This is a genomic window from Acidovorax sp. sif1233 (assembly GCF_019218755.1).
Lineage (GTDB): Bacteria > Pseudomonadota > Gammaproteobacteria > Burkholderiales > Burkholderiaceae_C > Acidovorax.
The window spans coordinates 196966-220929 of sequence record NZ_JAHUWZ010000007.1 but is presented as its reverse complement, the minus strand read 5'-3'; the positions used below and the strand labels follow the sequence as shown (position 1 = coordinate 220929).

The following is a 23964-nucleotide window of genomic DNA, read 5'->3' as shown; positions in this document are numbered from 1 at the left end:
ATGCCTGATAACATTCCCATATGGAATGATTTGATAACTTACGATGTCTTCCCTGCGCCGCCTTTCACCCCCCTTGCACCTGCTGCGGGCGTTTTCCACCGTCACGCGCTTCGGCAGCGTCTCGCGGGCCGCCGAGGCACTGCACCTCACGCAGAGCGCGGTGAGCAAGCAGGTGAAGGAGCTGGAGGCCTGGGTGGGCGTGCCGCTGTTCGAGCGCAGCCGCAAGCGCCTGGCGCTGACCCCCGCGGGCGAGCGCTACGAGAAGGCCGTGCGCGCCGTGCTGGCGCAGCTGGAGGCCGCCACCCTGGAGCTGATCACCAGCGATGACGGCGGCGGCGCGCTGCACCTGTCGAGCCTGCCCACCTTCGCCGCCAAGTGGCTCATTCCGCGCCTGCCGCAGTTCCAGCAGCAACACCCGCAGGTCACGCTGCACTTCGTGCCGTACGTGCACAGCTACAACTTCGAACGGCCCGAGCTCGACTGCGCCATCCTGTTCGGCGATGGCCACTGGCCGGGCGCCCACGCCCACTACATCACGGGCAACGACGTGGCCCTGATCGCCCCGCGCGCCAAGGTGGCGGACTGGCCCATCCACACCCCGCGCGACGTGGCGCGCTACGCGCTGCTGCGCCACGTGACCGTGCCCGAGGCCTGGCTGCGCTGGAGCGAGATGCACGGGGTACAGGGCCAGCTCGACCCGCTGGCCGGCCCGCAGTTCGACCAGTTCCAGACCATGATCCGCGCGGTGATGGCCGGCATGGGCCTGGCCCTGGTGCCGCGCTGCCTGGTGCAGGACGAGATCACCGCCGGCCTGGTGCGCGAGCCGCTGGCCGCCGCCGTCCAGCGCGGGGGCTACCAGAGCGAGGTGGGCTACTGGCTCTGCTACCCCGAAGGCCGCACGCAGCTGCATGCGCTGCAGTGCTTCCGGCAGTGGTTGCTGGCGTGCGCGGAGCCCGCAGGCGCGGCGCCCCCGCCCACGGGCGCCGCGGCTGGCACCGGGCCGGCGCCCTGAGGGCCCGCCCCCCGGGCCAGGCTCCCGGCCCTGTTGTCAACCTTTGTTGACGATACGAGTTCCGCCAACTACAGTTGACGAATGCCGACCCCACCGCCCCTGCAGCTGCCCCCGCACGACGACCCCGAAGCCGCGCTGGCCGCCGTGGTGGCCCTGCGCCTGATGGCCGACCGGCTGGAGGCGGCGGCCGTGGCCACCGCCCTGGAGCGGGGGTGGTCGTGGGCGCAGATTGCCCAGGCCCTGGGCGTCAGCAAGCAGGCGGCGCACAAGCGGCTCTCTCCCCAGGCCACGCGCCCCGCCCCCCCTGGATGATGGAAGGACTCCTCCCCATGCTGCAACACATCCGCCAGCGCCTGAACGACATGCGCACCCTGCACCGGCTGTGCACGCGCGCCGAGCACCACGCCCGCGCCCGGGGCCAGCCGCAACCGGGCGCGGAGCACTTCCTGCTGGCCGCCATCGAGCTGCCCGACGGCTCCGCGCGCCGCGCTTTCGCGCGCGTTGGCGCGAACCCGGACGCCCTGCCCGCCGCGATCGAACAGCAGTACCGCGATGCGCTGGCGCAGATCGGCATTGATGCCGAAATGCCGCCCGCCGCACCCTGTGCGCCGCAGGCCGGGATCTACCGCGCGCAGCCCTCCGGCGAGGGCCTCATCCAGGCACTGGCGGAGGCCCGCAAGGGCCAGCCCGGCCCCTTGCTGGGTGCGCACGTGGTGGCACTGATCGCGGCCACGCCGCAGGGCGTGGCGGCGCGGGCATTGCGCGCGCTGCGGCTGGACCCCCACGCGCTGAGCCACGCCGCGCGGCAGGAGAGCGCCCCGCGCGCCTGAAGGCCAGGCCCACACCCCGGGGCGCCTGGATGACCGTGCAGCGGCCTAGCCGCCCGCATAGGCCTCCAGCCCGATCGCCACCACGGTGGCCACGTCGTTGCCCACCTCCGCCCGGAACTCCGCCTCGGCCTGCGCGACGGCATCGCGAAACGCCTGCAGCCAGGCCAGGCCCGTGGGCGTGAAGCACACGCGGCGCGCACGCGCATCCAGCGGATCGGCCTCGCGCGTGACCAGGCCCCAGGCCTCGCACTGGTCCACCAGGTTGGCCATCGCCTGCTTGGTCATGCCCGCGCGCTGGGCCAGGTCGGTCAGCCGGTCGCCCTGCAGCGCCAGGTGGCGCGTGATGTGCATGTGGGCGGCGCTCACCTGGTCGCGCGCCGCGAGGTTGGACAGCGCCAGCGGCACCTCCACGTTGTGCGCCATGAGCTGCAGCACGCGCGCGTCGAAGCGCCGCATGGCGTGGCCGAACAGGCGGCCCAGGTGGGTCTGGCGCCAGCCGTCATCGGGGGGTGAAGGAAGAGGCATATCAGGCATCCGTACATTGTCAGGCAAACTGACTAAATTGTGCTTGAATGCCACGCGACGGCTCGCATAAACTACTGTTCAAGCATCCAGCCTGTGATTAACCGCAGAGAGGTGCAGGCACCCAACCCATTGTTTCTCAAGGAGTTTTCTCATGGACGTCGCAGTCAAAGGCACCAACCCCGCATTGCCCGTGAACACCGAAAAGGCCAAGGCCCTGGCCGCCGCGCTCGCCCAGATCGAGAAGCAATTCGGCAAGGGCACGATCATGCGCCTGGGCGAAGGCGAGGTGATCGAGGACATCCAGGTGGTCTCCACCGGCTCGCTGGGCCTGGACATCGCCCTGGGCGTGGGCGGCTTGCCGCGCGGCCGCGTGGTCGAGATCTACGGCCCGGAATCCTCGGGCAAGACCACGCTCACGCTGCAGGTGATTGCCGAGATGCAAAAACAGGGCGGCACCTGCGCGTTCGTGGACGCGGAACATGCCCTGGATGTGCAATACGCCCAGAAGCTCGGGGTGCAGCTGTCCGACCTGCTGATCAGCCAGCCCGATACCGGCGAGCAGGCCCTTGAAATCGTGGACAGTCTGGTGCGCTCGGGCGCCGTGGACCTGATCGTCATCGACTCGGTGGCCGCGCTCACGCCCAAGGCCGAAATCGAAGGCGAAATGGGCGACGCCCTGCCCGGCCTGCAGGCCCGTCTCATGAGCCAGGCGCTGCGCAAGCTCACGGCCACGATCAAGAAGACCAATTGCATGGTCATCTTCATCAACCAGATCCGCATGAAGATCGGCGTGATGTTCGGCTCGCCCGAAACCACCACCGGCGGCAACGCGCTCAAGTTCTACGCCTCGGTGCGCCTGGACATCCGCCGCACCGGCACCATCAAGAAGGGCGACGAGGCCATCGGCAACGAAACCAAGGTCAAGGTGGTCAAGAACAAGGTGTCGCCGCCGTTCAAGACGGCCGAGTTCGACATCCTGTTCGGCGAGGGCATCAGCCGCGAGGGCGAGATCATCGACATGGGCGTGACCGCCAAGATCGTGGAGAAGTCGGGCGCCTGGTACGCCTACAACGGCGAGAAGATCGGCCAGGGCCGCGACAACGCGCGCGAGTTCCTGCGCGAGAACCCCGACCTGGCCCGCGAGATCGAGAACAAGGTGCGCGAGGGCCTGGGCATTGCGCTGCTGCCCGACGCGCTGCAGGCCCCTGCCGCCGCGGCCGAATGACCGCCACAATTCAAGCCAGATTGCCTTCCAGCGCTTGATTGACAAGCGCTGGCAGCTATTGAATTGAAAGCAAAGAAGAGGCCATGGGGTTCACCACGCTCTCGCTCAAGGGGCGGGCGCTGCGGCTGCTGAGCCAGCGCGAGCACTCGCTCGCTGAACTGCGGCGCAAGCTCGCGCCGCATGTGCAGGAGGGCGACGACCTGCAGGCCCTGCTGGAAGACCTGCAGGCGCGCGACTTCATCAGCGAGGCCCGGGTGGTGGAATCCGTGCTGCACCAGCGCGCGGGCCGCCTGGGTTCCCAGCGCATACGGCAGGAGCTGCACGCCAAGGGCATCGGCCCCGAGGCGGTTCAGCACGCCCTCGACCAACTCAAAGGCAGCGAATGGGCACGCGCCCATGCACTGTGGCTGCGCAAATTTGGCGCCGTGGCGGACGATGCGCAGCAACGTGCGCGGCAAGTCCGCTTTCTGACCGCACGCGGGTTTTCGGGCGAGATCACCCGGCGCGTCGTGCGTGGCGAAGCGCCGGAAATCCAGGGCGAGATCTAGGGCCGGTCACGCGGGCAGGGGCGGCGCCCCAAGGCCCCGGGACCCAGAAGACAGCACAGGCGGCCACGCTCCGGAGCCGCCTGTTGTCCCCACACCTATCTCCGCCGTCAGAGGCCCAGCATCAGCTGCAGGTTCTGCACGGCCGCGCCGCTGGCGCCTTTGCCCAGGTTGTCCAGGCGCGCGATCAGCACGGCGTGCCGGTACTCTTCGTTGGCGAACACGCGCAGCTCCAGCTTGTTGGTGTCGTTCAGCGCGGTTGCATCCAGCTTGCCGTCGGCCGTGGCGGGCAGCACGCTGACCCACTGCTCGGGCGTATTGCTCCTGGCGTAATGCGCCGCCAGCGCGTCGTGCAAATCGGCCGCCTTGGGTGCGCCGGGCAGCAGGTCCAGATGCAGCGGCAGCTGCACCAGCATGCCCTGGCGGAAGTTGCCTACCGACGGCACGAAGATGGGCCGGCGGGTGATGCCCGTGTAACGCATGATTTCGGGCAGGTGCTTGTGCTGCAGCGTGAGCGCATAGGCCTCGAACAACGGCGCCGTGCCGGCCTCATAGGCCTCGATCATGGTCCGGCCGCCGCCCGAGTAGCCGCTGACCGAGGGCAGGGCGAGCGGGAAGTCCGGGGGCACCAGGCCCGCATCCACCAGCGGGCGCAGCAGCGCAATCGCACCGGTGGCATAGCAGCCGGGATTGGCCACGCGGTCCGCCTGCGCGACCGCTTCGCGCTGGCCGGCGGCCAGCTCGGGAAAGCCGAACACCCAGCCGGGCGCCGTGCGGTGGGCCGTGCTGGCGTCGATCACCTTGACCTTGCGGCCCGTGCTCCGGGCAATCTCGTCCACCATCGCCACGGTGTCACGCGCAGCATCGTCGTGCAGGCACAGGATCACCAGATCCACGCCGGCAATCAGGTCGCGTTTCGCGGCAGGGTCCTTGCGCAACTCGGGCGCGATGCTGACCAGCTCGATCTGCGGCATGGCCTGCAGGCGCTCACGGATCTGCAGGCCCGTGGTGCCGGCTTCGCCATCGATAAAGACTCTGGACATAAGGGTGCTCCTGCAAAAAATGGGCAGCAAAGTCTGCCAAGAAACCACGAGAAAAGCCAAGAAACTGCCACCCGGCAGGCGCGGCGAAGCCGTCAGCCACGCACAAGGATGGTGCATTGCAACATGATACAGTCGCTGGTTGCCATGTCCCCAGCCCGCGGCCAGACATTTTGTTGTTCATGGCAAACGGGTAACCACCATCCTTCCCTGAGAGAGACCTCATGAAGATTCACGAATACCAAGGCAAGGAAATCTTGCGCAATTTTGGTGTGCCCGTTCCGCGCGGCATTCCCGCATTCACGGTGCAAGAAGCCGTGGAAGCAGCCCAGAAACTGGGCGGCCCCGTGTGGGTCGTCAAGGCCCAGATCCACGCCGGTGGCCGTGGCAAGGGCGGCGGCGTGAAGGTTGCCAAGACCATCGACGACGTCAAGCGCATCGCTGGCGAGATCCTGGGCATGCAGCTCAAGACGCACCAGACCGGCCCCGAAGGCCAGAAGGTCCGCCGCCTGTACATCGAAGACGGCGCCGACATCAAGAACGAACTGTACGTCTCGCTGGTCACCGACCGCGCCACGCAGAAGGTGGCCCTGATCGCTTCGAGCGAAGGCGGCATGGACATCGAGGAAGTGGCGCACTCCACGCCCGAGAAGATCATCACCGAGATGATCGATCCGATTGCCGGTATCACCACCGAGCAGAGCAAGAAGGTCGCAGCCGCCATCGGCCTGACCGGCGCTTCCGTCGACCAGGCCGTGGACATCTTCGCCAAGATCTACAAGTGCTACATGGACACCGACGCGTCGCTGGTGGAAATCAACCCGCTGAATTGCGACTCCAAGGGCAATCTGATGGCCCTGGACGCGAAGTTCAACTTCGACGCCAATGCGCTGTTCCGCCACCCTGACATCGTGGCTTTCCGCGATCTGGACGAAGAAGATCCAGCCGAAGTGGAAGCATCCAAGTTCGACCTGGCCTACATCAGCCTGGACGGCAACATCGGCTGCCTGGTGAACGGTGCCGGCCTGGCCATGGCGACCATGGACACCATCAAGCTGTTCGGCGGCGAGCCGGCCAACTTCCTGGACGTGGGCGGCGGCGCCACCCCCGAGAAGGTGACCGAAGCCTTCAAGATCATGCTCAAGAACCCCAAGGTCGAGGGCATCCTGGTCAACATCTTCGGCGGCATCATGAAGTGCGACACCATCGCCACCGGCGTGATCACCGCCTGCAAGGCCGTGAACCTGAACGTGCCGCTGGTCGTGCGCATGAAGGGCACGAACGAAGAGCTGGGCAAGAAGATGCTGGCCGAGTCCGGCCTGCCCATCATCGCCGCAGACACCATGGCCGAAGCTGCGACCAAGATCGTTGCTGCCGTCAAGTAAGCCCGGAGAACACACATGTCGATCTACATCAACAAAGACACCAAGGTCATCACCCAGGGCATCACGGGCAAGACCGGCCAGTTCCACACCGAGAAGTGCCAGGAATACGCGAACGGCAAGAACTGCTTCGTGGCAGGCGTGAACCCCAAGAAGGCCGGCGAGTCGATCTTCAACATCCCGATCTACGCCTCCGTCAAGGAAGCCGCATCGCAGACCGGCGCCACCGTGTCGGTGATCTACGTGCCGCCCGCAGGCGCTGCTGATGCGATCTGGGAAGCTGTGGAAGCCGACCTGGACATGGCCATCTGCATCACCGAGGGCATTCCGGTCAAGGACATGCTGATGGTGCGCAACAAGATGAAGGCCAAGGAAGCCGCCGGGGGCAAGAAGACACTGCTGCTGGGCCCGAACTGCCCCGGCCTCATCACGCCCGACGAAATCAAGATCGGCATCATGCCCGGCCACATCCACCGCAAGGGCCGCATCGGCGTCGTGAGCCGCTCCGGCACGCTGACGTACGAAGCCGTGGCCATGTTGACCGAAGTGGGCCTGGGCCAGTCGAGCGCCGTGGGCATTGGTGGCGACCCCATCAATGGCTTGAAGCACATCGACGTGATGAAGGCGTTCAACGACGATCCGGACACCGACGCCGTGATCATGATCGGCGAAATCGGCGGCCCTGACGAAGCCGAAGCCGCCCAGTGGTGCAAGGCCAACATGAAGAAGCCTATCGTGGGCTTCATCGCTGGCGTGACCGCGCCTCCCGGCAAGCGCATGGGCCATGCCGGCGCGCTGATCTCCGGCGGCGCCGACACGGCCGATGCCAAGCTCGCCATCATGGAAGAGTCGGGCTTCATCATCACCCGCAACCCGTCGGAGCTGGGCAAGCTGCTCAAGGCCCAGCTCAAGTAAGCTGCCGGCCCTACACCGGCACGGGCATTCGTAAGCACAATTACGGACGCCCGCAGCCGCAAGGCCCGATAAACTGGCCGCTCCAATAAAAAGAGAAGCGCTCGGAACCCTGGTTCCCGGCGCTTCTTGCATTCATAACAGTGGAGTTCAGTATGGAGTTTGTGCAAAGTGCCGATTTCTGGATCGGCCTGATGAAGATCGTCTGGATCAACATCATTCTTTCGGGCGACAACGCCGTCGTCATCGCCCTGGCGGCCCGGTCCCTCCCTCCCCATCAGCAGCGCAAGGCCGTTTTCTGGGGGTCTGGCGCGGCAGTGGTGCTGCGCATCCTGCTCACCGTGGTGGCAGCCAAGCTGCTGGAGCTCTCGTTCCTGCAGATCGTCGGCGGCTGCCTGCTGCTGTGGATCGGCTTCCAGCTGCTCAGTGACGATGAGGAAGAGGAAGGCGAGTCGAAGGCCTATGGCAGCCTCATGGCGGCGGTGCGCACCATTCTCATTGCGGACCTCGTGATGAGCCTGGACAACGTGATCGCCGTTGCCGCTGCGGCGCACGGCAACGTGCTGCTGCTGGTGCTCGGCCTGGCCATCAGCATTCCGCTCGTGATCTTTGGCAGCACGCTGATGATCAAGCTCATGGAGCGCTTCCCCGCCATCGTGCTGCTGGGGGCCGCCCTGATCGGATGGGTGGGGGGGGAAACCATTGCCAATGACGCAGCGCTGCATGGCTATGTGGTGGCGCATCCTTCGCTGCACTATGTGGCCGCGGCGCTTGGCGCGCTGCTGGTGGTGGGCGCCGGGAAATTCTGGCCCCACAGGGCCCGGCGGGAATCGGCGGCCTGATTACGCCCATCACATGGTGCAACAAATTGTTGCACCATGTGACAAAAGTGGCACCCCCACAGCGTGGCGGCCGCCTCGCCACGACAAGAAGGGCATCCGTGCCTGCAGGGGCCCAGCGGCGCTGCGGTAACGGCGACGGCCGCGCACCCTGCCCGCCCGGGCGCAGATATTGCTTTTACCCACACAAATACAGTGTGGAACCAATAGCAAGTGGGACGAACAACCTCGGGTCGGTGGCTGGGCATGTGGCGGACCGATGGGTTTCGGGGCGCAGTGGCCTCGGCGGTGGTCATTGCGCTGTGTGCGGCCGCTGGTGTCTTCCAGTCCCTGGAATACCGCGTGTATGACGCAGCGAGCAGTGTCGCCACGCCACCCCCCTTGCCTGAAATTGTCATCGTCGGCATGGACGATGCCAGCCTGGCAGCGCTGGGAAGCGCACCCTGGTCCCGCGATGTCTACGCCCGGCTCGTCGACCAGCTGGCGGCCGCGGGCGCCAAGACCATTGTCTTGACCCCTTCCTTCGCCACCCCTGAATCCGACCGCGGCCTTGCCTACGTCCGCACGGTGCGGGAGACGCTTGCGCGCGCCGGGGAAACATCTCCGCTGGCCGCCGAGTTGGGCCGTGCCACCGCCGAGGCGGAGCAGGCGCTCGACACCGATGGCCGCCTCGCGGCCAGCATCCAGCGCGCCGGCAATGTGTTCCTGGCCTCAAGCTATGCCCTGGCCGGAGGAAAGGCGACGCCGCTGCCCCCCTATGCGCACCGCAGCGTCCTGCCCGACTCTGGGTCCTTCGCCACACCCGCCACGTCGGCCCGGCACCCCATCGCGGAACTCGGCTCCGTGGCGGCAGGCGTCGGCCACCTGTCCATGGAAGCGGATGACGACGGCCGCGTGCGCCGCATCCCACTGCTGCTGCGGTATGACGGAGTCGCGGTGCCCTCGCTGGCATTGCTGGCAACGCGGCACAGCCTGCATCTGGGCCCGAACGAGATCCGCACCCAGGACGAGCCGCGCGGTGTGCGTGTGGGCGGACTGCACATTGCCACGGACGAGGCCGCCGCCATGCACCCGCGCTCTCATGCCGCGCAGGATGGCGCGACACCGTTTCCCACGGTGTCCTTTGCCCAGGCGCTCAGCGGCAAGGTGCCCCTTCACACCTTCAAGGACAAGGTCGTCTTGGTGGGGGACACCAGCGAGGCACTGGCGGCGCCCTGGGTTCAGCCGGGCGCACGGACGATGTACCCGGTCGAGATGCTCGCGCACACCGTCTCCGCCATGCGGCAGGGCCTCGGTGTGCAAAGGCCCTCCTGGGCGCCCGCGGCTGCATGGGGGGCGGTGCTGGGGGCCTGGCTCTTCGTGGCCTTGGTTCTTCCCCGGCTTTCGCGTGCCGCGGGATGGGCGCTGAGCGCAGTGCTGCTGTTGCTCCTGGCAGGCACCGAATGGGGCTTGCTGCGCCATGCCGGGCAGTGGATATCGTTGGCACCCGGCACCCTGGCCTTGCTCGTGGGGGTGGTGGCATTCACCGCGCTGCGCATGGGGGGAGGCAGCACCCAGGAATCGTCCGGGGAAGCCGCCGAAACCGACCGCATGATGGGGCTGGCCCTGCAAGGGCAGGGGCAGCTCGACATGGCATTCGAGCGCCTGCGCAAGGTACCTCCCAGTGATGCCTTGATGGACAACCTGTACCACCTGGCGCAGGACTTCGAGCGCAAGCGCAACTTTGCCAAGGCCAAGTCCGTCTACAAGCACATCCTGCAGCACAACCGCGCCTACAAGGATGCATATGCCCGCTACAAGCGCGTGCGGGCCCAGCTGCAGAAGGACGCGGATGGCCCGCCCTCCAGCACGCCCGCGTCGGTCCCGCCGGCCTCGCCGCGCCTGCCGGGCGATGCCACAGCCGGTATCCCGATGCTCGGTCGCTACCGGATCGACAAGGAGATCGGCAAAGGAGCGATGGGCGTCGTCTACCTGGGACGGGATCCGAAGATCGGACGCGTGGTCGCCATCAAGACGCTGGCCCTGGGAGAAGAATTCGAAGGGGACGCGCTGATCGACGCGAGGGCCCGCTTCTTCCGCGAGGCGGAAACCGCGGGACGCCTGCAGCATCCCTACATCGTGACGATATTCGATGCCGGCGAAGAACACGACCTCGCCTACATCGCCATGGAATTCCTCAAGGGCTCCGACCTGACGCAGGCATGCCGGGCCGGGCAGCTCCTGCCCGTGGACACCGTGCTGTCCATTGCGGCCCGCGTCGCCGAGGCACTGGACTATGCCCATGCGCACAACGTGGTGCACCGCGATATCAAGCCGGCCAACATCATGTTCGACGCCGCCACGGACGCCGTGAAGGTGACGGACTTTGGCATCGCGCGCATCACGGACTCCAGCAAGACGCGCACGGGGATGGTCCTGGGCACCCCCAGCTTCATGTCGCCCGAGCAGCTCGCGGGCAAGAAGGTGGATGGCCGATCGGACCTGTATTCCTTGGGCGTCACGCTGTTCCAGCTGCTGACCGGGTCCTTGCCGCTGCGCGGCGAGTCGATGACCGAGCTCATGCACAAGATCGCCAGCGTGGACGCACCCGACATCCGCCAGCTGCGGCCGGAGCTTTCATCCGCGGTGGCCCGCGTGGTGGCCCTGGCCCTCCAGAAGCGCCCGCAGGCGCGCTACCAGACGGGGCGGCAATTCGCTTCCGACCTTCGCCAGGCAGGCGCAGCATCCTCGGCGCCGGAAGTGTTACCGGGCCCGGAAGCAGTCGTCTATGATGCGGACCGCGATGCAACAGGGCATGAAATGGCGGATTTTCAGGAAACCGTGATGGAGCCACCCGCCGGGCGGGGTGCGGCATCCCCGCCGATTCCAGGCGCCCGATGACGCACGCCTCCACATCCATGACCTACGAATTTTTCGCGCGGACCGACAAAGGCCGCGTGCGCACCAACAATGAAGACGCGGTGGCGGTCGACCGGGATGCGCAGGTCGCCATCCTGGCCGATGGCATGGGCGGATACAACGCCGGCGAAGTGGCAAGCGGCATGGCCACCACCTTCATCCGCACCGAGATGGCCCGCTGGCTGGGGCAGGCAGGCGGCACGCCGCAATCCACCGACGTACGCCGCGCCCTGGAAATCTGCGTGGAGAACGCCAACCACGCGATCCTTGGAGCGTCGCTGTCCAACCCCCAGTACGCAGGGATGGGCACCACGCTGGTGGTGGGGGTCTTCCACGGCAGCCGCCTCATCCTCGGGCACATCGGCGACTCCCGCTGCTACCGCGTGCGGGACGGCGTCCTGCAGCAGATCACGCGCGACCACTCCTGGCTTCAGGAACAGGTGGATGCCGGCTTGCTCACCGCACAGCAAGCGGCCCTGTCGTCCAACCGCAACCTGGTCACCCGCGCGCTGGGCGTGGAGCCCAACGTCATGATGGAAGTCAACGAATTCCAGGTCGCGCCGAATGACTTGTTCCTGATGTGTTCGGACGGGCTCACGGACATGGTCGCGGACGCGGACCTGGCGGAACTGGTGCGGGCACCTGTTCCCCTGGAGGAAAAAGCCACACTGCTCATCGACACCGCCAATGCGAATGGTGGCCGTGATAACGTGAGCGTACTGCTGGTGCAAGCGGCCGCGGGAGGCAAGAAGCGCGGCCTTATGTCCCGATTGCTAGGGGCCGCGTGAGTGGCCACTACTACAACAATTACTCATCACATCAGGAGTGGATCATGCCCAGAATGATCGTTTCAATCGACGGGGTTGTCATCAAGGAAGTGCAACTGACCAAGGAGCGGACCACGCTGGGCCGGCGCCCCTACAACGACATCGTGATCGACAACCTCGCGGTGAGCGGCGAGCATGCCGTCATCCACATGGCGGGCCAGGATGTGGAGATTGAAGACCTGGGCAGCACCAACGGCACCTACGTCAATGCCAAGGCCGTCAAGCGGCAGGAACTGCGCAACGGCGACACGGTCGAGGTGGGCAAGTACAAGATCCGCTTCCTGCACGAGGCCGAGGGGCAGAACTTCGAGAAGACCATGATCTTCAAGCCCGGCATGGTCCCGCCCGTCGGCGCAGCCGCGCGCCCCGCAGTTCCGGCGCCGGCTCCTGTTCCCATTTCCGCGGTCATCCGGGTCATGTCGGGAGCCGCCGCCGGGCGTGAAGTGTCGCTGCAGAAGGTGGTCACCACCATTGGCAAGCCCGGCGTGGCGGTTGCATCCATCACCAAGCGCCATCAAGGATTCGTGCTGGCCCACGTGGAAGGTCCCGACATGCCGTTGCTCAACGGCGCCTCCATCGGAACATCGCCCGTGCCGCTCAAGAACGGTGACCGGCTCGAACTGGCCGGCACGGAAATGCAGTTCGAACAGAGCTGACCGCCACCGCCGGACTGCAGCAGCCCCATAGGCGGCTCATTCCGGCCCACTGCCCCTGGAATTCGTGCGCAATCCCGTCTTGCACCTGTTCTGGCGCCATGGGCGGCGCATGGCGGTCACGTTGATTCCGCTGGTATTTGCGCTGCTGCACATTGCAGGCGTTCTTCATCTCCAGGTCCTGGAGCGGCTGGAAAACATCATCTACGACACCCGGCTGCGCGCCACCATGCCGCGCACGCTGGACGAGCGCATCGTCATCGTCGACATCGACGAGAAAAGCCTGGAGCGGGTGGGGCATTGGCCCTGGGGGCGAGACAAGCTCGCCACCCTAAGCCGTGAATTGTTCGAGCGCCAGCAGGTGGCAGTCGTGGGCTTCGACGTCCTCTTTGCGGAAGCCGACGGAAGCTCGGGACTCTCGAGCCTCGAGCAGCTGGCCCGGGGCCCCTTGCGGGCCCAGGCAGGGTTCAAGGAACAACTCGTGCGCCTGGCCCCGGCGCTCGACTATGACGCGCTCTTCGCCCGGTCGCTCCAGGGGCGGCCGGCGGTTCTGGGCTACTACCTCACCAGCGACCGGGACGGAAGGACAAAAGGCGTGTTGCCCGCGCCAGCGCTCTCCCCGGAGCGGCTGCGCGGGCTGCCGCTGAAAACCACTTCCTGGGGCGGTTATGGCAGCAACATCGAAGAGCTTGCCAGCGCCGTGCCCGCCGCAGGCTTTTTCAACTCCATCACCGATGACGATGGCGTCGTCCGCTCCCTCCCCCTGCTTGCGGAGCACCAGGGGAAGTACTACGAATCCCTCGCGCTGGCGATGTTTCGCACGGTGCTTGGCATGCCGGAAGTGCACCCCGGCTTTGCCAGCCCCCTTCCTGAAGGCGGATATGACACGCTGCAGAGCGTCGTGCTGCGCCAGGATGGCCGCGCGCTGGCATTGCCCGTGGACGCCCAGCTCGCAACCCTCATCCCCTTTCGCGGCCCCGGGGATGTCGGCGGTGGGTCGTTCCGGTACATCTCCGCGTCCGACGTCCTGGAGGGCAAGCTCCCTTCCCATAGCCTTCAGAACCAGCTGGTGCTGGTGGGCTCGACCACGCCCGGCTTGCTGGACCTGCGCGTGACCCCGGTGGGCCGCACCTACCCAGGCGTGGAGACGCACGCCAACATGCTCTCGGCCTTTCTGGACGGGAAAAGCATCGTGCGGCCAGACTACGCCGTGGGCTTTGATGCCGTGCAGCTGCTCATCGCAGGCCTTTTGCTGGCGGTGGCGCTGCCAGCGCTTTCGGCGACCTCCGCGGTCTTGCTCAGCCTTGGGACCGTCTCAGTCCTTGCCGTGCTCAATCTCTGGCTCTACCTCGCCCATGGCCTGGCCATGCCATTGGCTACCGTGGTGGTGATGGCGGTGTTCGCATTCGCCCTGAACATGGTCTACGGCTACTTTGTGGAAAGCCGCTCCAAGCGGGAACTGGCTGCGCTGTTTGGCACGTATGTGCCGCCGGAACTGGTGGACGAGATGGTCAAGCAGCCCGACAAATACAGCATGCAGGCCAGCAACCAGGAACTGACCGTCATGTTCTGCGATATGCGGGGGTTTACGGCCATGTCGGAACAGATGGAACCGCTGCAACTCCAAGCCCTGCTCAACGAGGTGTTCAGCCGGCTCACCCACATCATTCGCAGTCATCGCGGCACCATCGACAAGTACATGGGGGACTGCGTGATGGCGTTCTGGGGAGCGCCGGTGGCTACGCCAGACCATGCGCAACTGGCGGTGCGGGCAGCGCTGGACATGGAGCAGACAGTGGAACAGATCAATCTGTCGCATCGGGAGCGCAAGCTACCGGAGATTGGTATCGGCATAGGACTCAACACCGGCACCATGTGTGTGGGCGACATGGGCTCGGAAATGAGGCGCAGTTACACGGTCATCGGCGACGCGGTCAACTTGGGATCTCGCCTAGAGGGCCTGTCCAAGCACTATGGCGTTCGCACCGTGGCGAGTGAATCCACCCAAGCCCAGGCACCAGGTTTTGTCTGGCAAGAGTTGGATCGGGTGCGCGTCAAGGGCAAGGCTCAGGCAGTGGCTATCTATTCGCCGGTTGCCGCACTGCACGCCACGATGCCTCAGAAAGCGGAAGAATTATCCATATGGAAGCACTTTCTGGACGCCTATCGCGCCCAGGACTGGGCACAATGCGACAAACTGCTGGTGAGCTTGCAGCAAACTACCGTGCCCTCTGCCATCTATGACATGTATGCGTCCCGCGTGCAAACCTTACAAGGGCAGCTCTTCGACCCAGAATGGGACGACGCCACCAATTTCGACACTAAATAGACAGGTTGGCCCATGAAGGTTCGTGTATTGGGCTGCTCCGGGGCCATCGCCAAAGATTGCCGGACTACTTCCTTCCTCATCGACGATAGCATTCTGGTCGATGCGGGTACGGGGGTGGGCGACCTGACACTGGACGAGATGCGCAAGATCGACCATGTGTTTCTGACGCATTCCCATCTGGATCACATCGCGGCGTTGCCGCTGATGCTCGACGCCGTGTCGTCGCTTCGCCAAGCCCCTGTGCAAATTCACGCTTTGCGACCGACAATTGAGGTGCTGCGCAAACACATCTTCAACGATATCATTTGGCCTGACTTCGCACGTATCCCTTCGACAGACAGTCCATTCATGCGGTTTTGTCCGCTCAATGTGGGCGAACAATGTACTTCCGCTGGTGTGGTCGTGGAGGTCCTTCCAGCAGTCCACACCGTGCCCGCGGTGGGCTATGCCATTCAAGGACTGCAAGGATGGTGGGTCTTCAGCGGTGATACCGAACGGAACTCGGCCTTCTGGGACCGGGTGAACCAGTTGCCTGTTGCCATGCTCGTCATGGAGACCGCATTTAGCGAACGCGAGAGAGCCCTGGCCCGCCGTAGCTTGCACCTGTCGCCTCGGTCGTTGTTGGCAGAATTGCGCCTGTGCGAACAGCGTGGCTGTCCGGTGTACATCACCCACACCAAGCCGGCTGAAACGGAAGTCATCATGGGCGAGATACGGGAGCTGCTTGCCGACAAGACTGTCAATCTTTCGGATGAGGGGACCCCATTTAGCATCCAGTGGTTACAGGCAGGACAGGAATTCACCTTGTAGACCAGCGTTGTTCACGCACGCGCCCCCTCGTCGGCTGCGCAGCTTCAATGACAAATCCTGCACAACTGGCAACAAAACATGGAATCGATGACAGTCGTGACGGAACAAAAATGTCACCCCATCCTCCGTAGCCGCATATTAGGCTGCGCCAGCGAGCTGGGATCGTGCAGAGTGGACTCACTGCCTTTGGCAGACACCAAGCTGGCATGAGAAATGCTGCATCATGATCAGACCTGGAGAATTCTTCTGCAGGTTGTTAATTGCAATCGACCTCCAAGGAGTTTCTTATGAAGCGCAATCTGCAAAAGGGTTTCACACTCATCGAACTGATGATCGTAGTGGCCATCATCGGTATTCTGGCTGCTGTGGCACTGCCTGCTTACCAAGACTACACCATCCGCGCCAAGGTATCTGAAGGCCTGAGCTTGGCATCGGCCGCGAAGACGGCAGTTGCAGAAACATTTGCGAATACCACGCAAGGCACGATTGAAGCCTATGCTGGCACCGGTGCGATTGTCGCTCCCGCGCTTGGAAACACCACGTATGGATATGAATATACCGCCGGCACCAATGTAGCTTCTATTGCGATTGCAGCGACTACCATTGCTGTTCCCGTCGCAGCTAATTCTGGTCGAATCACCGTTACCTATGCCGGTTCCCTTGGAACCACTTTGGGCAATCCGTTGTTGCTCACTCCCGGCGCTGGCACGGTAACCAATTCCGCCGTACCAAGTGGTCCTTTGACAGCAGGCGCTCCTGTTGTCTGGGGTTGCGGCATTGCTGCCACCGCCTCTTTCAAGTATGTTCCGGCCAACTGCCGCTTTAACAACGTCTAATAAAGGCGATTGGAGAAAGGCCGCCTTGTGCGGCCTTTTTTTTGGTGAATCACATTTGAATGTTGCTGTGCTTTCATTCGTCACTCATTCAATTCAAGTGCCACTTCAGTTGTATGGAAGAGAGGAAGAAGGCATGAAACAGCACTTTCAATCGGGATTCACTTTGATCGAATTAATGATCGTAGTGGCCATCATCGGAATCTTGGCAGCGGTGGCACTGCCCATGTATCAAGATTACACCATCCGTGCCCGAGTTACAGAGGGCCTTAGCCTAGCTGGCACTGCCAAAACAGCGGTGGTGGATTCATTCTTTGCAACGCAAAGCGGCGGTATCTTGCCCTATGCTGGCACGGGTGCCCCGGTGGCGGGCAGCTATGGATATCAGTACGTCCCAGGAACGCATGTCACCTCGATTGCTATTGGCGCCATTGCAGACGTCTCTGCACCTGTATTGCCAGAAGGCCGCATCACGATCAACTACGGAGGTGGGGTAGGTTCTGTATTGGGGACTCCATTGGTTCTGACCCCCGGCAGCGGCATTGTGACCAACACCGCGGTCCCCGGGTCACCGCTCGCCGCCAGAGCTCCTGTAGTATGGGGCTGTGGAGTGGCCTTGATGACCGCCTTCCGCTATGTACCAGCCAATTGCCGCCATCCACTTTAAGGGGAAATCGTGGTTTATAGGAGTTGGTGTTTTTAACGTTTTTTGACTTACTTTGTCCCATGCGTATTCGCCACCGTGCCGCCCTAAAGGCCTCGACCACTCACTTGCTCGTGACCGTCATGATCGCCACGTTGGCCGCGATTCTGGTTTTTTATGTTTGGTATCCCTGGCCGTTCTATGAACTCGTTTCTGGCCGTGAATTGTTTTGGTTGGTAATTGGGGTTGATGTGGTATGCGGGCCGCTGCTGACCTTGGTGTTGTGGAATCCCGCTAAGTCTGCAAGAGAACTAACCCTCGACATGTCGCTCGTCGGTTTAATCCAAGCTGCAGCGCTGGCCTACGGAATGAGCACCGTGACAGATACTCGTCCTGTACGCTTGGTATTTGAGGTGGACCGTATTCGTCTGGTTTCGGCGGCAGAAGTCAACTCCGCCCATTTAGCGCATGCGGTAAAGGGACTTCAACAGCTCCCATGGATGGGGCCAGTGCTCGTTGGCATCCGGCAACCCAAAGATAATCAAGAGATGCTGGAAAGCATCGACATGTCACTGGAAGGGCTGGAGCCGTCACTGCGGCCGGACTGGTGGCAAACATATGATCTGTCGATTCCTCAGGTGTTGAAGGCGGGGCGGTCAATAGCCGTCTTGAGAGCTAATCGCCCAGCGGATGCAGAACGAATAAACACTGCGGTACGAGCTGCAAAAACTCCTGAATCCGATCTAATCTGGCTACCACTGACAGCTGGACGTAGATTTGATTGGGTAGTTTTTCTTCACAAATCAACTGCCTTGCCTGTGTCTTACGCCCGTATTGATGGTTTTTTCTGACAGCCTAGTCTCACCTCCCAGCTCGGCGAGCCTCTCGGTCACAAAACTCCCTGACTTGCCCCCATGCTTTTCCACTATGCACACATCGTGGATAGACATTCCCCTGTCAACGGCCTTGCACATGTCGTAAATAGTAAGTAGGGTTATCTGAACGGCGGTGAGTGCTTCCATTTCCACACCAGTAGGGCCAACCGTTTCCACTGTTGCAGAGCAAACTATGCCAATCGTTCCCGGCTGCCGCGCACCAGAATCTTCGAATTCAAGGGCAACGCGGGTGAGTGCCAGAGGATGACACAGAGGGATTAAGTCACTGGTTTTCTTCGCTGCCATGATGCCTGCGACACGCGCAATGCCAAGCACATCTCCCTTGTGGGTAGTACCGGATTGGATCAACGCCAGAGTGGCAGGCAGCATTTCAATCCGGCCCCTGGCCACTGCGATTCGGCGAGTAGCGGGTTTGGCACCAACGTCCACCATATGGGCTTTGCCTTGGGCGTCGAAGTGGGTGAGAGGCGAGGTGAAGATGGACATGCGAATGGAGCGAAACATTTAGAAGGCGAAGGCATCATACGGCGTTAGTACAGGGCAAGGCATGTGCATCGCCCTGCGGATGGGAAGGACCTTCGTGCGGAAATTTCAGCGAAAATGGCTTCGAGTGCCTATGCATAAAGCGGTAGCAGCTATATTTCTTGTAGCTCATGAGGCGTTGCATATGCCGTTGGCGGTGGCCCAGACCGATCTCCCCACCCTCGGCGACTCCAGCGACCTCACCACCAGCGCCGAGCGCCGCCTGGGTGACCGCATCATCCGCGAACTCTACCGGGATCCCGACTACATCGACGATCCTGTGATCGCGGACTATGTACAAGGCATATGGCGCCCGCTGATGGCTGCCGCCAAGGCACGCGGGGAACTCTCTTCCGAGCTGGATGAGCGCTTTGCCTGGGAAATCCTTCTGGGCCGGGACCGCACAGTCAATGCCTTCGCGCTGCCTGGGGGCTATCTGGGCCTGCACCTGGGGCTCGTCGGCGTCGTGACCAGCCGCGACGAACTGGCCTCTGTGCTGGCCCACGAACTCAGCCATGTCACCCAGCGCCATATCTCCCGCCTGGTCACCCAGCAAAGCAAACAGACGCCCCTGCTGCTGGGCGCGATGATTCTGGGTGCCCTGGCGGCCAGCAAGAACCCAGGTGCCACACAGGCGCTGGTGGTGGGTGGCCAGGCGCTGGCGATGCAGAACCAGCTCAATTTCTCGCGCGACATGGAGCGGGAGGCAGACCGCATCGGCTACGGCCTGATGGCGCCCGCGGGGTTCGCGCCGCAAGGATTCGTGAGCATGTTCGACAAGCTCCAGCAGGCCAACCGTCTCAACGACAACGGCTCCTGGCCCTATCTGCGCAGCCACCCGCTGACCACCGAGCGCATGGCGGACATGCACTCGCGCATTCCTCCGGGTGCCACCACCACGGCGGCAGCGCCTTCCACGCAGGAACACGCAATGGTCGCGGCGCGTGCCAGGGTGCTGTCCAATCCGGGGGTCGACACCCTGCGCCAGTGGATCGCCGAGCCCCAGGGCACGGGGTTTACCTCCCAGCCCGCCACCCGGCGCGCCGCCGTGCTGTACGCGGCAGCCCTGGGCAGCAGCCAACTGCGGGATGCCACAGGCGCGCGCGCGACCGCAAAAAAACTGGAAGATCTGGTTCGCAACGACGCCCCGGCCCACCGGTTGGCAAGGCTGCTGGAGGCCGAAATTGAACTGGCGGCTGGCGAGGCAGGCGCCGCTGTGAACATGCTTTCCAGCGATGTGGGCGGCGGCGACAGCCATGGCGGCAACCGCCGCCCTGAACTGGTTCTGCGTTCACAGGCCCTCCTGCGTGCCGGGCGTGCGGCCGAGGGCAGCGGGCCACTGCAAAGCTGGGTTGCCACAAACCCCAGGGACGCCACGGCGTGGCAGCTCCTGGCATCGACCTGGCAGGCCCAAGGCCAGCCGCTGCGGGCCGTGCGTGCGGAAGCGGAGGCGCACGCCGCGCGCTATGACTACGCGGCGGCGGTGGACCGTTTCAAGGCAGGCCAGGATCTCGCACGGCGTGGCGGACCGCAGGTGGACCACATCGAGGCATCCATCATCGACACGCGGCTGCGGGCCGTGGAGTCACTTCTTCGTGAACAGGCCGCCGAGCGCTGATTCGATCACCACGCCGAGCAGGGAGTAGATCAGCGATCCCAGCAACGCGGCGCCGAAGCCATTGACGTGAAAACCGTCCAGCACGCTGGCCGCCGCCCAGAACATCAGCGCATTGATGACGAAGAGAAAGAGGCCCACGGTGACGATCGTGACCGGCAGTGTCAGCACCACCAGCACCGGCCGCAACACCACGTTGAACAGGCCAATCACAAAGGCCGCGATCAACGCGGACGTGAAGCTTTGCACTTCCACGCCGCTGTAGACATAGGCCACGAACAGCAGCGACGCGGCGCTGAGCAGCCATTTCAGAAGGAGTTTCATGGCCGGAGAATAGCACCGGCCCGGCGCGAAGAGGAAATGCGCGAAGCAGGCCCCTCGCCCCCCGACGCCGGGAAGAAGGCGCCCATGCAGGCCCGCCGCCGGTCTACTCGAGTGCAAGCACCCACAACGCCCCGACGCCCGTGAGCAGGCTGCCCAGCGTTCCGGGCAGCGGCGACCAGCGCTTGTTGTTGTCGGGACGGGCGGGCTCCTGGGGCATGTCGGTCTTCGGCCGGCGGGCATCCACCACCTGGGCGACAGACGCCCCCGCAGCCTGGAGCTGGTCCGTGAGTTCGGCCAGCGGCCCCTTGGCCAGCACCGTGGTCACCCTGCCCGCAGGCACCCGCAGCACGGGAAGAATCTGGGCGAACAGCTTGTCTGCCCACTTGAGCCGCCAGTTCTCCCGCGCACTGTGGCTCACCCATTTGCTGATGCGGTGGGTCATTCGCGGCGCGCATGCCACCAGCACCCACTGCGTCTGGGCAGCCGCGTCACGGGCGAACAAGGGTGCCAGCACCTGCTGCGCATATGCCGCGTCGTCCACATACACGATGACTCTGTCCATACCGCCTCTCCTGTTGGTGCCAAGAACAAAGGGGGGCTGAACGCCCCCCTTTTTCTCCTGGCCGGTTCAGATTGTTGCCTCTATTCCTCAGCCCTGCTGCTCGGCAGGTGCCGCGGCCGCACGGCGTGCAAGGATGATCTTGCCCGCCAGCAAGACGAGCAGGGCACCGGCCACGCTGGCGCCGTACTTGATCACATCCGTCTGCGGCAGCTTCAGCATCCATTGCCATTTGTCGGGGTTGGAGAAGGCGGGGTCCGTCACCAGCATGCCGCCAGCGATCCAGCCCAGCAGCATGCCGCCGAGCGTGATGATCATGGGGAAGCGCTCCATGAGCTTGATGACCAGCTGGCTGCCCCAGACGATGATCGGGATGGAGATCAGCAGGCCCAGCACCACCAGCAGGAACGAGTGGTCGCCCGCATTCTGTGCCGCGCCCGCGATGGCGATCACGTTGTCCACGCTCATCACGAGGTCGGCGACGATGATGGTCTTGATGGCGGCCAGCAGCTTGTCGCTGCCCTGCACGTCGCCGTGGCCTTCTTCATCGGGGGCCAGCAGCTTGACGCCGATCCACACCAGCAGCAGCGCGCCCACGAACTTGAGGAACGGCAGCGCCAGCAAGGTCATCGCGAAGGCGATCAGGATCACGCGCAGCACGATGGCGCCAGCTGTGCCCCAGATGATGCCCTTGGTCCGCTGTGCGGGAGGCAGCTTGCGGCAGGCCAGCGCGATGACCACCGCGTTGTCGCCGCCCAGCAGGATGTCGATGATGATGATCTGGCCGAGTGCGAGCCAGAATTCGGGCGAAGCCAAAAAGTCCATAAAGTCCTCAGTATCAATGTGCGCGAAGGAGGGTCTCGCCGCCACTGTAGCGCCGAGTCCGCCCAAGGGATAGAGGGCCTGCGGCAGGAGGATCAGGACGGCCCCGGGGCTGGGGCGTGAATGCGAAGGGCGGCCTTGATCAGCCCTGGCGGGCCCATCAAAGGTCTTGCTCAGTCCGGCGCCCTGGTGGTGCGCGCTGAACCCGGACCGCCGGAAGCGATGTTTCGCTTCGTATTGACGACGGTTCCGATGCCTCGCTTCCCAATCGCCAGCGCCTGGCCGTGCCGGAATGCAAGTCGGGAGCTACTCCCCTTCGAAGCGTCGATTGGAACATCGCCAGCACGGACGCGCAAGTGCGGCGCGATTGTGGTTATTGCGTATGCGACGCGATGGCGGTCCGCCGGGGCATAACACCTTTGCCAGGATTGCCTTGCCCGCGCGGCTATGATCCAGCCCCCTTCGCGCAATCGCCCATGGCCGCCATTCACATCACCGACATCGAAGCCGCCATCAACCACTGGCGCGGCCGCGCGCCGTCGCCCGATGGAGTCACCCTGGCGCCGCAGATCCGCGCCCTGGGGGAGGTGTATGCGCTGATGGTGTACCGGCGCGAGGATGCCGTGGACGAGGACAGCTTCCCCCTCGACGCGCTGGCCGCCTGGCAGGCCTGGTATGACACGACCCCCGACACGCCCTGTATCGCCATCTGCTCCACCAGCCAGGGCGATGACCTGTGCAAGGGCTGCGGACGGACTTTTGACGAGGTGCAGTTCTGGCCGGCGATGACACCTGTCGAGAAACGCACGGTGTGGCGGCGCATCACGCTGGAGCATTCCGCGTGGCGGTTCAACCGCTATGCGGAGCGTGCCGCCGAAGGCGCATCCCGGACACCGGCCGAGGCACCTTAGCGGCTGGGGCCCGCGCCCCGCGGGGACTGTACGCCAGGCGTTCAAACCGCTATGGTGGTCCCATGCTGCGCCTCACCCAAGCCCCGAACATCGCCATCGCCACGCTGTGGGCGGACTTGTTGTGCGAGGCGGGCATGGCGGCGTCCGTGCAGCGCCAGTATCTGGGCGCTGCGGCGGGGCACCTGCCGCCCGACCAGTGCCTGCCCGAAATCTGGCTGGACTACGACGAACACGCCGCCCGCGCTCGTACTCTGCTGCAGGAACTGCAAGATTTGCCGCAGCGCCGCTGGGCATGCCAGTGTGGGGAGACGGTCGAAGGCGGGTTCGAGCAGTGCTGGCGATGTGGCACGCTCATGCCACGGGATTGAATCAGCGACTACTAAATTAATAGCTGCTAGCGCTTATTTATTAAGCGCCAGAGGCCATTTTCACCAGTATTTCCGTCACTTCCAGCGCACGGGCTCCACATGTACGCTGCCCTGGGTGCTGCTCAGGGTGATCGCGCCCTCCTGCACCGTGGCCTGCAGCTGCATGCTGCGCTCGGCCAGCTGGGCGAGCGCCTGGGAGGCCTCGGTGGGAATGCGCCACACCTGCAGCTTTTCCAGCCGCGACAGCTTGGTCTCGATGCCCTTCCACCAGATTTCCGCGGCGTGGTTGAAGCAGTAGACGATCACGGAATCGGCCTTGCTGCAGGCCTTGGTGAGCGGCTTGTCTTCCGGCTGGCCCACCTCGATCCAGACGCGCTTGCGGCCCGTGAAGTCGGTCAGCGACGCATCCGGGTCATCGGGGTCCGACAGGCCCGCGCCAAACGCCAGCGTGGCGTCGCCATTGCACAGGTCGTTGAGCTGGTGCGCGGCAATGGCCAGGGCGGCCAAGCGGACCATCATGCGCTCGTCCGTCTCGCTGGGATGGCGGGCGAGCGTGAGCGCATGGTCGGCGTAGTAGCCGTGGTCGATGTCGGCGATCTGGAGATTCGCCTTGAAGATGGTGGATTTGATGGCCATGCAGCCTC

Annotated in this window: 26 protein-coding genes; 19 read left to right on the top strand and 7 right to left on the bottom strand. The window is 64.2% G+C overall.

Going from position 1 to position 23964, the window contains the following annotated elements:
- Nucleotides 1–43 precede the first annotated feature (43 nt).
- The 3 genes from KW843_RS21490 (at nt 44) to KW843_RS21480 (ending at nt 1842) form a co-directional block, all read left to right on the top strand.
- Entirely contained in the window at nt 44–1012 is a 969-nt protein-coding gene (locus tag KW843_RS21490) for a LysR substrate-binding domain-containing protein (RefSeq protein ID WP_218297177.1), read from the top strand.
- An 81-nt stretch (nt 1013–1093) separates the two neighbouring features.
- A complete protein-coding gene (locus KW843_RS21485) occupies nt 1094–1324 on the top strand; it encodes a helix-turn-helix domain-containing protein (RefSeq protein WP_218297176.1) in 231 nt (76 codons plus the stop codon).
- A 17-nt stretch (nt 1325–1341) separates the two neighbouring features.
- Entirely contained in the window at nt 1342–1842 is a 501-nt protein-coding gene (locus KW843_RS21480) for a Clp protease N-terminal domain-containing protein (protein WP_218297175.1), read from the top strand.
- Nucleotides 1843–1887: 45 nt separating this feature from the next.
- Here the strand turns inward: KW843_RS21480 and KW843_RS21475 are convergent, their stop codons facing one another.
- A complete protein-coding gene (locus KW843_RS21475; RefSeq protein WP_370628524.1) occupies nt 1888–2367 on the bottom strand; it encodes a MarR family winged helix-turn-helix transcriptional regulator in 480 nt (159 codons plus the stop codon).
- Nucleotides 2368–2518: 151 nt separating this feature from the next.
- Here KW843_RS21475 and recA point away from each other — a divergent pair, with 151 nt between their 5' ends.
- Both recA and recX read left to right on the top strand, forming a co-directional pair.
- Nucleotides 2519–3592 (top strand): recombinase RecA, encoded by a 1074-nt coding sequence (gene recA, locus KW843_RS21470; protein ID WP_218297173.1) that lies wholly within the window; start codon nt 2519–2521, stop codon nt 3590–3592.
- Between the two features lie 83 nt (nt 3593–3675).
- On the top strand, nt 3676–4140 hold the full coding sequence (gene recX, locus KW843_RS21465) for a recombination regulator RecX (RefSeq protein ID WP_218297172.1): 465 nt from the start codon (nt 3676–3678) through the stop codon (nt 4138–4140).
- A gap of 107 nt (nt 4141–4247) precedes the next feature.
- Here recX and argC read toward each other — a convergent pair whose 3' ends face one another.
- Nucleotides 4248–5180 carry an N-acetyl-gamma-glutamyl-phosphate reductase gene (gene argC / locus KW843_RS21460; protein WP_218297171.1) on the bottom strand — a complete coding sequence of 311 codons (933 nt, stop codon included), beginning with the start codon at nt 5178–5180 and terminating at the stop codon, nt 4248–4250.
- 221 nt (nt 5181–5401) lie between these two features.
- On the opposite strand from argC, the gene sucC reads away from it, so the two are divergent.
- The 11 genes from sucC (at nt 5402) to KW843_RS21405 (ending at nt 18154) form a co-directional block, all read left to right on the top strand.
- Entirely contained in the window at nt 5402–6562 is a 1161-nt protein-coding gene (gene sucC, locus KW843_RS21455) for an ADP-forming succinate--CoA ligase subunit beta (RefSeq protein WP_218297170.1), read from the top strand.
- Nucleotides 6563–6577: 15 nt separating this feature from the next.
- Complete coding sequence (gene sucD / locus KW843_RS21450) at nt 6578–7474, top strand: succinate--CoA ligase subunit alpha (RefSeq protein WP_218297169.1); 897 nt, start codon at nt 6578–6580, stop codon at nt 7472–7474.
- 152 nt (nt 7475–7626) lie between these two features.
- Complete coding sequence (locus KW843_RS21445; RefSeq protein ID WP_218297168.1) at nt 7627–8313, top strand: TerC family protein; 687 nt, start codon at nt 7627–7629, stop codon at nt 8311–8313.
- Between the two features lie 243 nt (nt 8314–8556).
- Nucleotides 8557–11190: a CHASE2 domain-containing serine/threonine-protein kinase gene (locus tag KW843_RS21440; RefSeq protein WP_218297167.1), complete on the top strand. Its 2634-nt coding sequence runs from the start codon at nt 8557–8559 to the stop codon at nt 11188–11190.
- Nucleotides 11191–11207: 17 nt separating this feature from the next.
- Nucleotides 11208–11996, top strand: coding sequence for a Stp1/IreP family PP2C-type Ser/Thr phosphatase (locus KW843_RS21435; RefSeq protein ID WP_218297166.1), 789 nt, complete (start codon nt 11208–11210; stop codon nt 11994–11996).
- Between the two features lie 44 nt (nt 11997–12040).
- Complete coding sequence (locus KW843_RS21430) at nt 12041–12691, top strand: FHA domain-containing protein (protein WP_218297165.1); 651 nt, start codon at nt 12041–12043, stop codon at nt 12689–12691.
- 109 nt (nt 12692–12800) lie between these two features.
- The gene (locus KW843_RS21425; RefSeq protein ID WP_218297226.1) at nt 12801–15017 is read left to right on the top strand and encodes a CHASE2 domain-containing protein; all 2217 of its coding nucleotides are present in this window, start codon (nt 12801–12803) and stop codon (nt 15015–15017) included.
- 12 nt (nt 15018–15029) lie between these two features.
- Nucleotides 15030–15827 (top strand): 3',5'-cyclic-nucleotide phosphodiesterase, encoded by a 798-nt coding sequence (locus KW843_RS21420; RefSeq protein ID WP_218297164.1) that lies wholly within the window; start codon nt 15030–15032, stop codon nt 15825–15827.
- Nucleotides 15828–16114: 287 nt separating this feature from the next.
- Nucleotides 16115–16663, top strand: a complete 549-nt coding sequence (locus KW843_RS21415; protein WP_218297163.1) for a pilin — start codon at nt 16115–16117, stop codon at nt 16661–16663.
- 133 nt (nt 16664–16796) lie between these two features.
- Nucleotides 16797–17327 carry a pilin gene (locus tag KW843_RS21410; RefSeq protein WP_218297162.1) on the top strand — a complete coding sequence of 177 codons (531 nt, stop codon included), beginning with the start codon at nt 16797–16799 and terminating at the stop codon, nt 17325–17327.
- A 119-nt stretch (nt 17328–17446) separates the two neighbouring features.
- Nucleotides 17447–18154 carry a hypothetical protein gene (locus KW843_RS21405; RefSeq protein ID WP_255594860.1) on the top strand — a complete coding sequence of 236 codons (708 nt, stop codon included), beginning with the start codon at nt 17447–17449 and terminating at the stop codon, nt 18152–18154.
- On the opposite strand, the gene moaC is transcribed toward KW843_RS21405, so the two are convergent.
- The gene (moaC, locus tag KW843_RS21400) at nt 18107–18685 is read right to left on the bottom strand and encodes a cyclic pyranopterin monophosphate synthase MoaC (RefSeq protein ID WP_218297160.1); all 579 of its coding nucleotides are present in this window, start codon (nt 18683–18685) and stop codon (nt 18107–18109) included. The genes KW843_RS21405 and moaC overlap by 48 nt on opposite strands.
- Nucleotides 18686–18815: 130 nt before the next feature.
- On the opposite strand from moaC, the gene KW843_RS21395 reads away from it, so the two are divergent.
- Nucleotides 18816–20339 carry a M48 family metalloprotease gene (locus KW843_RS21395; RefSeq protein ID WP_218297159.1) on the top strand — a complete coding sequence of 508 codons (1524 nt, stop codon included), beginning with the start codon at nt 18816–18818 and terminating at the stop codon, nt 20337–20339.
- On the opposite strand, the gene KW843_RS21390 is transcribed toward KW843_RS21395, so the two are convergent.
- The 3 genes from KW843_RS21390 to KW843_RS21380 form a co-directional block, all read right to left on the bottom strand.
- Nucleotides 20307–20660 carry a phage holin family protein gene (locus KW843_RS21390; protein WP_218297158.1) on the bottom strand — a complete coding sequence of 118 codons (354 nt, stop codon included), beginning with the start codon at nt 20658–20660 and terminating at the stop codon, nt 20307–20309. The two genes, KW843_RS21395 and KW843_RS21390, sit on opposite strands and share 33 nt — an antisense overlap.
- A 103-nt stretch (nt 20661–20763) precedes the next feature.
- A complete protein-coding gene (locus KW843_RS21385) occupies nt 20764–21222 on the bottom strand; it encodes a hypothetical protein (protein WP_218297157.1) in 459 nt (152 codons plus the stop codon).
- An 87-nt stretch (nt 21223–21309) separates the two neighbouring features.
- Nucleotides 21310–22044 (bottom strand): TerC family protein, encoded by a 735-nt coding sequence (locus KW843_RS21380; RefSeq protein WP_218297156.1) that lies wholly within the window; start codon nt 22042–22044, stop codon nt 21310–21312.
- Between the two features lie 473 nt (nt 22045–22517).
- Here KW843_RS21380 and KW843_RS21375 point away from each other — a divergent pair, with 473 nt between their 5' ends.
- Nucleotides 22518–22952: a DUF3717 domain-containing protein gene (locus KW843_RS21375; protein ID WP_218297155.1), complete on the top strand. Its 435-nt coding sequence runs from the start codon at nt 22518–22520 to the stop codon at nt 22950–22952.
- Nucleotides 22953–23014: 62 nt separating this feature from the next.
- The gene (locus KW843_RS21370; protein ID WP_218297154.1) at nt 23015–23320 is read left to right on the top strand and encodes a DUF2007 domain-containing protein; all 306 of its coding nucleotides are present in this window, start codon (nt 23015–23017) and stop codon (nt 23318–23320) included.
- Nucleotides 23321–23395: 75 nt separating this feature from the next.
- Here the strand turns inward: KW843_RS21370 and KW843_RS21365 are convergent, their stop codons facing one another.
- Complete coding sequence (locus tag KW843_RS21365; RefSeq protein ID WP_010464548.1) at nt 23396–23956, bottom strand: YaeQ family protein; 561 nt, start codon at nt 23954–23956, stop codon at nt 23396–23398.
- Between the last annotated feature and the right edge of the window lie 8 nt (nt 23957–23964).